Below are 13,762 nucleotides of genomic sequence, written 5' to 3' on the forward strand. Positions count from 1 at the left end.
TTTAATACATGTAAAAGGACTGTTTAATCGCTATAGATTCATAACTATTGGCGGCTAGATAGTGGGGAAATTGTTCACGATATGTACAAAATGTAAGAAGAAATAATATGAAATATTGCATTTTATATTGTTGTATCCAGATTTTATGTTAAATTCGTGAATGGAATATTTGAATAGGGGGCAAGGATATGAACAAGAAATCAAAAATCAATAAAGTTATGCTTAGCATTAGTACAATGGCTCTATCACTGGGGGCAATTCAAACTCATGTATCAGCAGAAGAAAAGGTGCCATATAATGTATTACATTCGAAACCAGTTGGAATTGAAAAACCAGTAGATGAGATTGGACACGTTTCTAAAGCGGAGGAAACATTATCGTTTCAAGAACGGTTAAAAGTAGGAGATTTTTCACAGCGACCATCACCTACTATGAAGAAAGTAGCAGTAAAGCAAGTTAAAGAAAGCTATTCAATGGCTGATTTAAACAAAATGAATGATCAAGAATTAGTTGAAACTTTAGGCAGTATTAAGTGGCACCAAATTACAGACTTATTCCAGTTTAATGAAGATGCAAAAGCTTTTTATAAAGATAAAGGAAAAATGCAAGTCGTTATAGATGAATTAGCTCATCGGGGTAGTACATTTACAAAGGATGATTCAAAAGGAATTCAAACGTTTACGGAAGTGTTACGCTCAGCTTTTTATCTGGCATTTTATAATAACGAGTTAAGTGAATTAAATGAAAGAAGCTTCCAGGACAAATGTTTACCTGCTTTAAAAGCAATCGCAAAAAATCCAAACTTTAAGCTTGGTACAACTGAACAAGATACAGTCGTATCTGCATACGGTAAATTAATTAGTAATGCGTCAAGCGATGTTGAAACAGTTCAATACGCATCGAATATTTTAAAGCAATACAATGATAATTTTACTACGTATGTAAATGATCGAATGAAGGGACAAGCAATATACGATATTATGCAAGGGATTGACTATGATATACAGTCTTACTTAATTGAAGCTCGTAAAGAAGCAAATGAAACGATGTGGTACGGGAAAGTAGATGGGTTTATTAATGAAATAAATCGTATCGCTCTTCTAAATGAAGTAACACAAGAAAATAAGTGGCTCGTTAATAATGGAATTTATTTTGCAAGTCGTTTAGGGAAGTTTCACAGTAATCCAAATAAAGGTTTAGAAGTTGTTACACAAGCAATGCATATGTATCCGCGCTTAAGTGAGCCGTACTTTGTCGCAGTAGAACAAATTACAACAAATTATAATGGAAAAGATTATAGCGGGAATACAGTAGATTTAGAGAAAATACGTAAAGAAGGAAAAGAGCAGTACTTACCAAAAACGTATACATTTGATGATGGATCTATCGTATTTAAAACAGGAGATAAAGTATCGGAAGAAAAAATTAAGAGACTATACTGGGCTGCAAAGGAAGTAAAAGCACAGTATCATCGTGTAATTGGGAATGACAAAGCGTTAGAGCCGGGCAATGCAGATGATATATTAACGATAGTAATTTATAACAGTCCAGAAGAGTACCAATTAAATAGACAACTGTATGGATATGAAACGAACAACGGTGGAATTTATATTGAAGAAACAGGAACATTCTTTACATATGAACGCACGCCAGAACAAAGTATTTATAGTTTAGAAGAATTATTCCGCCATGAGTTTACCCATTATCTTCAAGGGAGATATGAAGTGCCAGGTTTATTCGGAAGAGGAGATATGTATCAAAATGAAAGGTTAACTTGGTTCCAAGAAGGAAATGCAGAGTTTTTCGCAGGGTCTACTCGAACAAATAATGTAGTACCGAGAAAGAGCATCATTAGTGGATTATCATCTGATCCTGCAAGCCGTTATACAGCAGAGCGCACATTATTTGCTAAATATGGTTCTTGGGATTTCTATAATTACTCGTTCGCATTGCAATCTTACTTATATACACATCAATTTGAAACGTTTGATAAAATTCAAGATTTAATTCGTGCAAATGACGTAAAAAATTATGATGCCTATCGTGAGAATTTAAGTAAAGACCTTAAACTAAATGAAGAGTATCAAGAGTATATGCAGCAGCTAATCGATAATCAAGATAAATATAATGTACCGGAAGTAGCAGATGATTATTTAGCTGAACATGCATCAAAATCATTAACAGCAGTAGAGAAAGAAATTACTGAAACGTTGCCGATGAAAGATGCAAAAATGACAAAACATAGCTCCCAATTCTTTAATACATTTACATTAGAAGGCACGTATACAGGTAGTGTAACAAAAGGTGAGTCAGAAGATTGGAACGCAATGAGTAAGAAAGTAAACGAAGCTTTAGAACAACTGGCACAAAAAGAATGGAGTGGCTACAAAACTGTTACAGCATACTTCGTCAATTACCGTGTAAATAGCTCAAATCAATTTGAATATGATGTAGTTTTCCATGGTATCGCAAAAGATGATGGAGAAAATAAAGCTCCAACGGTTCATATAAATGGTCCTTATAATGGCCTTATAAAAGAAGGTATTCAATTTAAAAGTGATGGCTCAAAAGATGAAGATGGAAAAATCGTTTCTTATTTATGGGACTTTGGAGATGGAAGCACAAGTGCAGAGGCTAATCCAGTACATGCATATGAAAGAGAAGGAACTTACAAAGTTGCGTTGCTAGTAAAAGATGATAAAGGGGAAGAGAGTAGAAGCGAAACAACTGTTACGATTAAAGATGGAAGTTTAACAGAATCAGAACCAAATAATCGTCCAGAAGAAGCGAATCGTATTGGGCTAAACAATACGATAAAAGGTAGCCTTATCGGCGGAGATCACACTGATGTTTATACATTTAATGTAGCATCAGCGAAAGATATCGATATTTCCGTTTTAAATGAGTATGGAATCGGGATGACATGGGTGCTTCACCATGAATCAGATATGCAAAATTATGCTGCATACGGCCAAGCTCATGGAAATCATATAGAGGCAAAAATGAATGCAAAACCAGGTAAATATTATTTGTATGTATATAAATATGATAATGGCGATGGAACTTACGAATTATCAGTAAAATAAATGCTTTTCCAATGTATGTTTAACTTTACTTTTTGTGGAAAATAGTATATTATATAGATATATAATATATCGGTTATTTACTAGGAGGAGCCTGTCACAATAGGCTTCTCCTGTTCTTTTTTAGGGGGCCTGTCTTACAGGCTTTTCTTTAAAAGGTAAATAACTGAAAATTAAGAACAATAATCTTTGAAAGAGGTGGGGCATACACATAACAAAAAAGGGATTGTTTAAGAGAGGGGGATAAGAAATGGTTTTGTTTGGTTATCCACTTGAGACAATTTATTTATACGGATTTATTATTGCTACTATACTCACTGTTATTTATATCTTTTTTGGGGATATATTTGAATCCATATTTAGTTTTGGAGGCGGATCTGTATCCGTTGTTACTTTATTACTTAGTTTTTTCGCCATGTTATGTGGACTTAGTTATATAGGAGAATATTTATTTTCCTTTAATAGTATTCTTATTTTCGTGGCTGCATTTGCTATATCCTTTATTGGTGTATTCATAATGAAAATATTAATTTTAAAGCCGATTGCAGAAGCAGAACAAAATACTGTGCAACGTATGGATGAATTCATTGGTTGCAAGGGAGAAGTCATTACGACAATTCCTACAGAAGGATTTGGTGAAGTATTAATTTCCTCCCAATTTGGAAGTAATGCAATTCCAGCTAAAACAATTGGGAAAAAAGATATTTCACAAGGAACTGAAGTTATTATCGAGGGAGTCCAAGATGGTGTTTTGCTTGTACAAAACATCGCTTATTCTTTAAAAAAACCAAAATTGTAAGGGGGAATTTACATGACGATTCCATTAATTATTGGTGGAGTTTTACTCGCAATTTTAATTCTACTCATTTTAGTATTCATTACGAAGTATCGAACAGTTGGGCCAGATGAAGCGTTAATTGTGACAGGGAACTGGCTTGGTGGTGGGAAAAATGTAGTTACCACTGATGATGGAAAGAAGATTAAGATTATTCGCGGTGGCGGTACATTCGTAGTTCCGATTATGCAAAGAGCAGAACCTTTAAGCCTATTAAACTACAAGTTAGAAGTAGGTACACGTGATACGTATACGAAGCAAGGTGTTCCAGTTACAGTAAATGGTGTTTCTATTATTAAAGTAGGTTCTACAATTGAAGAAGTATCTACAGCAGCTGAGCAATATTTAGGAAAAGAAACAGAAGAGTTAAAAGTAGAAGCGAAAGAAGTTTTAGAAGGTCATTTACGTGCGATTTTATCTTCTATGACAGTAGAAGATGCGTATAGTAATAGAGAGCAATTTGCTCAAAAGGTGCATGAAGTAGCTTCTACAGATTTAAAGAAAATGGGTCTTCGTATCGTTTCCTTTACAATTAAAGAAATTATGGATAAGAATGGTTACTTAGATGCACTTGGTCAGCCGCAAATTGCGACGGTTAAGCGTGATGCAACAATTGCAAATGCAGAGCGTGAAAAAGAAGCACGTATTGAAAAAGCTCGTGCTGAGAAAGAAGCGAAAGAAGCTGAATACCAACGTGATGCCCAAATCGCTGAAGCTGAAAAACATAAAGAATTAAAAGTACAATCTTATAAGAGAGAGCAAGAACAAGCTCGTGCAGATGCGGATCTTTCTTACGAATTACAACAAGCGAAAGCGCAACAAGGTGTTACAGAAGAGCAAATGCGCGTTAAAATCATTGAGCGTGAGAAACAAATTGAATTAGAAGAAAAAGAGATTGCGCGTCGTGAAAAGCAATACGATGCAGAAGTAAAGAAAAAAGCAGATGCAGATCGCTATGCTGTTGAGCAATCAGCGGAAGCAGAAAAAGTAAAACAAATTAAAAAGGCAGATGCGGATCAATATAAGATTGAAGCTGAAGCGAGAGCTCGTGCAGAAGAAGTACGTGTAGAAGGTTTAGCGAAGGCGGAAATCGAAAAAGCACAAGGTCAAGCGAAAGCAGAAGTACAAAAAGCACAAGGTACAGCGGAAGCAGATGTTATTAGATTAAAAGGTTTAGCAGAAGCAGAAGCGAAACAAAAAATTGCAGAGGCATTTGAGTTATATGGCCAAGCGGCAATTATGGATATGGTACTTAAAATGCTTCCAAGTTATGCGAAGGAAGTTGCAAGTCCACTTAGTAACATTGATAAAATTACAGTTGTCGATACAGGCGGCGGTGGTAAAAATAGCGGCGCCGGAAAAGTTGCAGGTTATGCGACTGATTTAATGGCAACGATGCAAGAAACATTAAAAGCTTCTTCTGGTATTGATTTAAAAGAGTTATTAGAAGGATTTGCTGGAAAAGGAGCAGTACAACAATTATCAAACGATAAACCTGTTGTATCTGTAGTAGAAGATGAGAAAAAAGAGAAAAAAGAAGTAGAAAAAGATAAAGAATAGTATAGTGGGTGGAACCTCTAGTAAGTGAGATACTAGAGGTTCTTCTGTGAATTATTTGAATAATGTACATTTTAATATATTGTTTTAATTATTTAATTTATATAGAATGAAAAAGGTATGTATTAATTCTTTAATAGAAAAAGAGATAAAGAGTTGATACTCCTTAATCGTATAATTTATATAAAAGAATTATATGTAAAATAATTACATTTAAAACGGTATGGAGGGGTAGAAATATGCTTCAAGGAAAATTAAGAAGAAGTAGTTTAAAAGCAAAGTTACTTGTATCATTTGTTATTGTTTTAATTCTTCCAAGTATTGTAATTGGTTGGACGTCTTATCAACAAGCGAAGACAAATTTTAATGAAACAATTTTACAATCAGCGGAAGATAACGTAAAGATTTTAAATAATGTTATTAACAAAGAGATAGACAGTAAAAAGGTAGATGCAGTATATTTTACAAAGTTATTTAATGGAGTAAGTTACGGCACTGATCAGCTTCAAAATGTACAAAATAAATTAGAAGAATATAATAAATTACATCCAGAAATAGAAGCAATTTATACGGGATCTAGTACGGGACAATTTATTCAATCACCGTCTATTCAAATGCCAGATGGGTATAATCCAACCGAAAGAGATTGGTATAAAGAAGCAGCGAAAAAAAGCGGAGAAGTGGTTATCACAGCCCCATATAAGTCAAGTACAACAGGGAATATTGTTATTACAATAGCAAAACAGAATGAGGATAAAAGTGGTGTTCTCGGTATTGATTTAATTATTAATGATATTGTAAATACTTCAAAAATGGTCAATATCGGTAAAAAAGGATATGTAGCAATCTTCGACCAATCTAAACATGTAATAGCACATCCGACGATGAAACCAGGTGACAAAATAGAAGAAAAACTTGAGAAGGAATTGTACAAACAGGAAACAGGTGACTTTAAATTCAAACTCGATGGTGATGATCGCAATATTACCTTTATAACAAATAAGCAGATTGGATGGAAAATAGCAGGAATTATGCCTTCAAAAGAAATTATTGAAGCAGCTAATCCTATTTTCTATAAAACGCTAACTGTTATTGGTATTTCATTAATAATTGGCGGGGTTTTAATTTACTTCATAATAGCTTCTATTATTAGTCCGTTAAAACAACTTGTTATATCATCAAAAAAGATTAGTGAAGGTGATTTAACAGAAACAATTACAGTTCATTCTAAAGATGAAATTGGACAGCTAGGAGAAAGTTTTAACGAGATGGCGGCATCATTACATCATGTCATTTCCAATATAAATACTTCAGCAAGTCATGTAGCGGCATCTTCAGAAGAATTAACAGCTAGTATGAAGCAGACAAGTGAAGCGACGGAACAAATTACACAAGCAATAGAGCAAGTGTCGAGTGGGGCTGAAATACAAACGAAAGAAGTTGAAGAAGGCGCAACATTATTAGAAGAAGTTACAGAAGGAATTCAGCGTGTTGCAGACAGTTCTTCATTAGTATCCACAGCATCTATGTATACGAAGAAAAAGGCTGAAGATGGTGGGAAGTTAGTTGAACAAACTGTAAATCAAATGCAATTAATCCATGAGTCTGTTTCACAATCAGATAAGGTTATTGTTTTGTTAGATGATAAATCAAAACAAATTGGGGCAATCCTTGAGGTGATTCAACATATTGCAGAGCAGACAAATTTATTAGCGCTAAATGCGGCAATTGAGGCTGCAAGAGCTGGAGAACAAGGAAGAGGATTTGCAATTGTAGCAGATGAAGTGCGAAAGCTAGCTGAACAATCAGGACAGTCTTCTACGGAAATTGGAAAACTAGTGAAAGAAATCCAATTTGATATAAAAGAAACGGTAAGTTCTATGAAGCAAGTTGGAACAGAAGTACAATCAGGGCTTGTAGTTGCAAATGAAACGAAGCAAAGCTTTGCTGAAATATTGAAATCTACGGATGATACAGTTGTACAAATTGATAATATGGTAGATGTAGCGAAGCAAATGACGGTAGATGCAAGACAAGTAAGTGCATCCATTAATGAAATTGCAGCTACGATTGAAGAAAATGCAGCAAGCGTTCAAAATATTGCTGGTTCCTCTGAAGAACAATTAGCTTCAGTAGACGAAATAAATGCAGCAGCAGTTCACTTATCACAAATGGCAGAGGAATTACAAGAGATGATTGGTAAGTTTAAAGTGTAATAATACATGTTAAGAAACGCGGTAATAATTTTACTTCGTTTCTTTTTTTATGAAGAGAAAAAGACAGAAATATAGAGTAACCGTGTTATGATTGAGTATAATTGAAGAGACTGTATATTCTTTAAATTCTATCTTTAATCACGTTAGGGGAATGGTTTTGAAATTTAAAAAATTAAAACTACAACCGAGAATTACATTAACTATTAGTGCACTTATTTTAGTTGTACTCCTGTTAACGAGTTATTTATTTTATTACATATTATCTGAAACGGTAGAAGAGCAAATTGGCAAAAGAGCTTTGCATGTTGCGAAAACAGTTGCTGCTATACCAGAAATCAAGGAAGCTTTTCAAACAGAAAATCCAGCTTCTATTATTCAACCAATTGCGGAAAAAATTCGAATTGATACAGATGCTGATTTTATTGTAGTTGGAAATAAAGAAGGGATTCGTTATGCACATCCTAGGAAAGATAAAATAGGAGAAGCAATGGTTGGCGGAGATAACAAAGGAGTTTTATTAGAAGGGAAATCTTACGTTTCGAAAGCAACTGGATCATTAGGCCCTTCATTACGCGGAAAAGTTCCAATCCGTAATCAGGAAAATGAAATCATTGGCGTGGTGTCTGTTGGATTTTCAATGGATGATATTCATGGAGCGGTAGAAGTGTATGGAAAGCGTGTGTTTTGGATTACAATAATAGGTCTATTAATTGGCGTAATAGGCTCTATATATTTAGCTGGCAGTATAAAAAGAATGATGTTTGGGATGGAGCCAGAAGAAATTTCATCTTTATATGAAGAGCATAGTACAGTGATTCAATCTGTACGTGAAGGGATTATTGTCATTGATCAACATGGCATGATTAGTTTAGTCAATCAAGCAGCCTATGATATTCTTTCGCTCGATGAACAACGAAATATTATTGGAGAATTTATTTTAGATATAATTCCTAATTCAACGATATTAGATGTACTTCAAACTGGTGAACAACAGTTTGATCGTCAATTAAATATAAAAGGGCAGGCTGTTATTGCGAACCGTCTACCCATTAAAGTGAAAAATAAAGTAACTGGCGTTGTATCGAGCTTGCGTTTGAAATCTGAAATGGATCAGTTAACAGCAGAGTTATCTCAGACGAAGCAATATACAGAGGCATTACGAGCGCAAACACATGAATATAACAATTTGTTGTATACGCTTTCAGGTCTTATCCAGCTAGAATTATATGAAGATGCTTTGGAGCTTATTCATAAGGAAACAGCGGTATATCAAGATTTTGTTCAATTTATTATGAAACGAATTCAAAATCCATGGTTAGGTGGGATTTTAATTGGATTCTATAATAGAGCAAGAGAGTTGAAGATTGATTTTATGCTAGATAGAGAGAGTAGCTTAGACAAATTAAGCCCGCATATTGAGAGTAATTATGTCGTTTCTATTTTAGGAAATTTAATTACGAATGCATTTGAAGCAATTGAAAGAAATGAAGAACATGATAAGAAGGTAAGAATGTTTGTAACTGATATCGGAGAAGAAATAGTAATTGAAGTGGAAGATTCAGGGGAAGGGGTTCATGATGAAATAATTACTAGCATATTCTATAAAGGTTTCTCGACGAAAGATGGCGGGAAGCGAGGATATGGATTAGCAAAAGTGAAAGAGTTAGTAGAAGATTTAAATGGGAGTATTGCAATCGAAAAAGGGGATTTAGGTGGTGCATTGTTTATTATTGCATTACCAAAAGAGAGAGGCGATTTGTAATGGGTGAGGAGATTGAAGTATTGATTGTAGAAGATGATATTCGAATTGCGGATATTCATCGTCGTTTTACTGAAAAGATTGAGGGGTTTAAAGTAATTGGAACAGCAACAACTGGCGAACAAGCGAAAGAATGGCTAGATCTTGTGAAGCCACAGCTCGTTTTATTAGACGTGTACTTACCTGATATGCAAGGAACGGAACTTGTCACATATATTAGGCATCATTTACATGATACAGATATTATTATGATTACAGCTGCATCGGAAACAGATGTAGTGAGGCACGCCCTGCGGGGCGGAGTAACAGATTATATCGTAAAGCCACTTATGTTTGATCGATTTAAGGCAAGTTTGGAAAGTTACCAAAAAAAGATTGTGCAGTTAAAGAAAAATAACCAATTATCTATAGAACAAATAGAACATCTATGGTCTCAAAGAGGCGTAAAGGGAAATGAAATAGAATATGCCCCGAAAGGGTAACTAACTGTTACGATTTATTTAACCAATTATAACCAAAGTTAATTAAATATATCAGTAAGCCCTGCTAGTCAAGTGATTGGCTAGTAGTGAGGGTTAACTGCGGGCAATCCCTAAAGCTGATTGAACTACAACGTGGCTAGAAATGGCGAGCGTGAATGTTGCGAAAGCAGAAAAAATCAATCAGATCGTGCAAGGTTAAATCCTAAACACTAGAACAATGGGTCTTCCGCCTCGAATCATCTAAGTCAAAAGTGATAAGATGAACGTTCAACGACTATCTCGTATAACTGACGAGAGTACACCACAAGCCTATGGTGGTGGAAAAATCCTCTATCTCTAAAGAGATAAACATATAGTCTGCGCTCATGTGAAAACATGAGAAGTTCATAAGAGAACTGGCTAAGGAATTGCGCCCTTAGTTGAACGAGATAAACTTAATTAAATCTATCAAACTTCCTTGAAAATGTAGAACGTATGTGCTATGTTAGATTCAATGAGGTAAGAATAATAATGAAATTTTTACGAGTTAGTCAAGTATCAGAATTAACAGGTTTGCATCCGAGTAGTCTCAGGAGAATGCTGGTGGAACACGCTACGATTCAGAAGAACAAATCTTTCATTAAAGGAGTTACATTCTGATGATATTGGCGAAGAAAGTCAGACTGATTCCAACGCCTGAACAAGAAAAATTGCTTAGAAACCATGCCGGTGCTGCGAGATTTGCTTATAACTATTGTAAAAGAATGAGTGATAGATACTATAAGCTATTTGGAAAATCTGTTTCACAGTTAGCTTTACAGAAACGATTTACAAAGATCAAGAAGCGAAAGAAATATGAGTGGTTAAAAGACATTAATGCACAAGTTCCCAAACAGGCTTCAAAAGATTTTGATATGGCGAGAAAACATTCGTTCAAAAAGTACAAAAATGGGTATCACACTTCTTATAAATCCAAAAAAGATTTGATTCAAGGATTTTATGCCAATTATGAAAGAACGAAATATAAACAAAGATGCCAAGGTTAAAAAACTTTTGAAAAGGAAAAAGTCAGCACAAAGAGATATGTCTAGGAGATTTAAAAAAGGTGTAAAAATTCAATCTGCTGGATATGAAAAAGCGAAAGCGGAGCACCTGCGGTTATCTAGGAAAATTATGAATATCCGAAATAACCATATCCATCAAGCAACAGCTAAATTGGTGAAAACCAAACCAATGAGAATTGTTGTGGAAGACTTATCTATCTCAAACCTGTTAAAAAACAAAAAACTATCGAAAGCATTTTCATTTCAAAAATTACACTTCTTCTTTCAATGTTTATCATACAAGTGCGAGAAGTACGGCATTGCGTATGTAAAAGCTGATAAATGGTTCGCCTCAAGCAATATCTGTTCATGTTGCGGCGTTAAATACGACCATTCAGTTCAACCAGAAGGACAGTGGAGTTTAAAAATACGTGAGTGGTGTTGTGCTTCATGCAATAGCCATCACGATCGGGATGTAAATGCTGCGATAAATTTATCAAGATGGGTAAAATAAATGCTTGATAATAGGAGGTAACGATACTGCCTCGTGTGGAGTGTTATACCCCTCGTCCCCTCGGGGTTGCGAGAACACGATGAAGCACTAACTTGTGTAAATTTGATTGAATTGTATAGATTTAGTTAAGTTTATCGTATCGGATAGACCCCTTAACTTTAGCAAAAATAAAAAAGCATATGTTAACAGTAAAGGAAGAAGGTATTACTGCGGAAGTGCTAAGCTCAATGGTCGGAGTAAGCAGGTCAACAGCAAGGCGCTATTTAGAGTATTTAATATCTAGGAAAAAAGTTCACGCAGAGCTAATATATGGAAGTGTGGGGAGACCAGAAAGAAGGTATTTTCTTGTTTCTTCAAAATAAAAAACAGTAGCGGATATATGTCTGCTACTGTTTTTTATTTTATATTGGAATAATTCCAATTACAATTCCAGTAATCAACATCACCATTGTCGTTCCAACTGCCCACAATAAAGTAAAGCGTTGGTGTTCACCAAAATCAACTTTGGCCATTCCGACTAATAAATAAGTGGATGCGACAAGAGGGCTTAATAAGTGAACAGGTTGCCCAAGTAAGGAAGCACGTCCCATTTCAGCTGCACTAATTCCGTAAGTAGCAGCAGCTTTCGTTAAAATAGGTAATACCCCGAAGTAAAATGCATCATTAGACATGAAAAATGTAAATGGCATACTAAGAAGCGCTGTAATAATTGGTAGTTGTGGTCCAAGTGCATCTGGTATAAGCGTAACTACACTTTGAGCCATTGCATCTACCATTTTTGTTCCTGATAAAATTCCAGTGAAAACTCCAGCGGCAAATACGAGAGAAACAACCGCTAATACGTTTCCAGCATGAGAAGCAATACGCTCTTTCTGTTGTTCTAAGTTTGGATAGTTAAGCATAACAGCAATAGCGAAAGCGATTGTAAATAAAACAGGTAACGGCATAACTTCTAGTATGAGACACACAAGTAAGGTAGCAGTTAATAAAAAGTTAATCCATAGAAGTTTAGGGCGTTTATGAACAGCAGCTTCTACTGTTGCAGCTTGCTCATCTGTTGTTTGCATTTGTTTTAAATATTGTACATCCATAATTCCTAAACGTTTTCTCTCTTTTTTCCCAAGATAATAAGCAACGAAAACTACCCAAAGTGCACCAGCAATCATTCCTGGTATAAGTGGTGTAAAGAGCTCTGATGCGTCTAGTCCAAGTGCACTCATAACCCGAGCTGTCGGTCCACCCCACGGTGTAAGATTTGTCACCCCTGCACCTAACATAACAACACCGGCTAATATAAGTGGATTCATTCCAAGGCGTTTATATAGTGGGTACATTGCGGAAACAGTAATCATATACGTTGTCGTTCCATCCCCATCTAATGAAACGATAATAGTAAGAATTGCTGTGCCAACAACAATTTTTAAAGGATCTCCTTTTACAAATTTCAAAATCCTACTAATGACAGGATCGAATAAACCGCTATCAATCATAATTCCAAAATATAAAATAGCAAACATAAGCATAATACCAGTAGGTGCTAGTTTTTGAATTCCCTCTAACATCATAGGCCCCATATTTGCATAAAAACCACCAATTAATGCGAAAGTAATTGGAATTAATATTAATGCGACTAGTGCAGACATACGTTTCGTCATAATTAAAAACATAAAGACAAATACCATTGCAAATCCAAGTAGTGCTAACATGTAATCTCCCCCTCAAAAATGATTACGCTTTCAAAATAAAATAAAAATTCAGAAAAAAGGTTTTTTGTTTATCATAAAAGCATCTATTTGAATGGTAAATAATTTGAAAAATAACATCATTAGAAGCATAATATTTATTTTGTTCATTTTGTTCACAGGAGTTAATTTGAATTTTTTAAAAAGTAAGCTGCTCTCCATAAGAATGGTAGAATAAGATGAAAATATTGAAGTGTGACATAGGGAGTAGATTTTATATGAAAACGAGAATGGAAGAGATTTATAGTTCTTATGAAGGAAAAGTAGAAGAGCTTTTTGTTAATGAATCTTCTTACGTATATGAGTGGGAAAAATTAATGATGATCCGAAAAAATAACGGTGAGCTTGAAAAGGTTGCAGTCGGCATCAGTGGAAATATAAGATTAGTAAATGTAGTTGTTGGGCAGCAAATTCATACAGATACATTATTAGTTAGGTTGGAAGATGATTTATTAATTACAGGTTGTGAATAATGAGAGATGTGTAGATATGACTACACATCTTTTTTGTTCTATATATTACAAAAGACACATTGTTTTTTCACAAATCGCA

At 34.8% G+C, this 13,762-nt stretch carries 7 protein-coding genes and 4 pseudogenes; 10 read left to right on the plus strand and 1 reads right to left on the minus strand.

Annotated features, from left to right (window positions below; all coding sequences use genetic code 11):
* The first annotated feature begins 188 nt into the window (after positions 1–188).
* From colA to ACVWY7_RS19080, 9 genes and pseudogenes are all read left to right on the plus strand, one after another.
* Positions 189–3,086 (plus strand): collagenase ColA, encoded by a 2,898-nt coding sequence (gene colA, locus ACVWY7_RS19040; RefSeq protein ID WP_001036379.1) that lies wholly within the window; start codon positions 189–191, stop codon positions 3,084–3,086.
* A 247-nt stretch (positions 3,087–3,333) separates the two neighbouring features.
* Entirely contained in the window at positions 3,334–3,882 is a 549-nt protein-coding gene (locus ACVWY7_RS19045; protein WP_000242441.1) for an NfeD family protein, read from the plus strand.
* Positions 3,883–3,894: 12 nt separating this feature from the next.
* Entirely contained in the window at positions 3,895–5,478 is a 1,584-nt protein-coding gene (locus tag ACVWY7_RS19050) for a flotillin family protein (RefSeq protein ID WP_000155013.1), read from the plus strand.
* A gap of 236 nt (positions 5,479–5,714) precedes the next feature.
* Positions 5,715–6,749: pseudogene (locus ACVWY7_RS19055) on the plus strand (HAMP domain-containing protein); the annotation flags it as partial.
* Positions 6,750–6,830: 81 nt separating this feature from the next.
* Entirely contained in the window at positions 6,831–7,691 is an 861-nt protein-coding gene (locus ACVWY7_RS19060) for a methyl-accepting chemotaxis protein (RefSeq protein ID WP_369805076.1), read from the plus strand.
* A 151-nt stretch (positions 7,692–7,842) separates the two neighbouring features.
* The gene (locus ACVWY7_RS19065; RefSeq protein ID WP_073525888.1) at positions 7,843–9,453 is read left to right on the plus strand and encodes an ATP-binding protein; all 1,611 of its coding nucleotides are present in this window, start codon (positions 7,843–7,845) and stop codon (positions 9,451–9,453) included.
* Positions 9,453–9,929: pseudogene (locus ACVWY7_RS19070) on the plus strand (response regulator); the annotation flags it as partial. The gene ACVWY7_RS19065 and the pseudogene ACVWY7_RS19070, both read left to right, overlap by 1 nt.
* A 641-nt stretch (positions 9,930–10,570) precedes the next feature.
* Positions 10,571–11,468, plus strand: a pseudogene (locus tag ACVWY7_RS19075) (RNA-guided endonuclease InsQ/TnpB family protein).
* A gap of 143 nt (positions 11,469–11,611) precedes the next feature.
* Positions 11,612–11,830 (plus strand): annotated as a pseudogene (locus ACVWY7_RS19080) (two-component system response regulator); the annotation flags it as partial.
* A gap of 39 nt (positions 11,831–11,869) precedes the next feature.
* On the opposite strand, the gene ACVWY7_RS19085 reads toward ACVWY7_RS19080, so the two are convergent.
* Positions 11,870–13,174 carry a CitMHS family transporter gene (locus ACVWY7_RS19085; protein ID WP_000880459.1) on the minus strand — a complete coding sequence of 435 codons (1,305 nt, stop codon included), beginning with the start codon at positions 13,172–13,174 and terminating at the stop codon, positions 11,870–11,872.
* Between the two features lie 254 nt (positions 13,175–13,428).
* Here ACVWY7_RS19085 and ACVWY7_RS19090 point away from each other — a divergent pair, with 254 nt between their 5' ends.
* A complete protein-coding gene (locus ACVWY7_RS19090) occupies positions 13,429–13,683 on the plus strand; it encodes a hypothetical protein (protein WP_000857651.1) in 255 nt (84 codons plus the stop codon).
* Positions 13,684–13,762 lie beyond the last annotated feature (79 nt).

Source organism: Bacillus sp. TE9106W, from assembly GCF_054062215.1.

Excerpts from the sequence above, each read along its gene's own strand:
- ACVWY7_RS19065 (WP_073525888.1), top strand. The coding sequence starts at position 7,843 with ATGGTTTTGAAATTTAAAAAATTAAAACTACAACCGAGAATTACATTA.
- ACVWY7_RS19045 (WP_000242441.1), top strand. The coding sequence starts at position 3,334 with ATGGTTTTGTTTGGTTATCCACTTGAGACAATTTATTTATACGGATTT.
- ACVWY7_RS19050 (WP_000155013.1), top strand. The coding sequence starts at position 3,895 with ATGACGATTCCATTAATTATTGGTGGAGTTTTACTCGCAATTTTAATT.
- ACVWY7_RS19085 (WP_000880459.1), bottom strand. The coding sequence starts at position 13,174 with ATGTTAGCACTACTTGGATTTGCAATGGTATTTGTCTTTATGTTTTTA.
- colA (WP_001036379.1), top strand. The coding sequence starts at position 189 with ATGAACAAGAAATCAAAAATCAATAAAGTTATGCTTAGCATTAGTACA.
- ACVWY7_RS19060 (WP_369805076.1), top strand. The coding sequence starts at position 6,831 with ATGAAGCAGACAAGTGAAGCGACGGAACAAATTACACAAGCAATAGAG.
- ACVWY7_RS19090 (WP_000857651.1), top strand. The coding sequence starts at position 13,429 with ATGAAAACGAGAATGGAAGAGATTTATAGTTCTTATGAAGGAAAAGTA.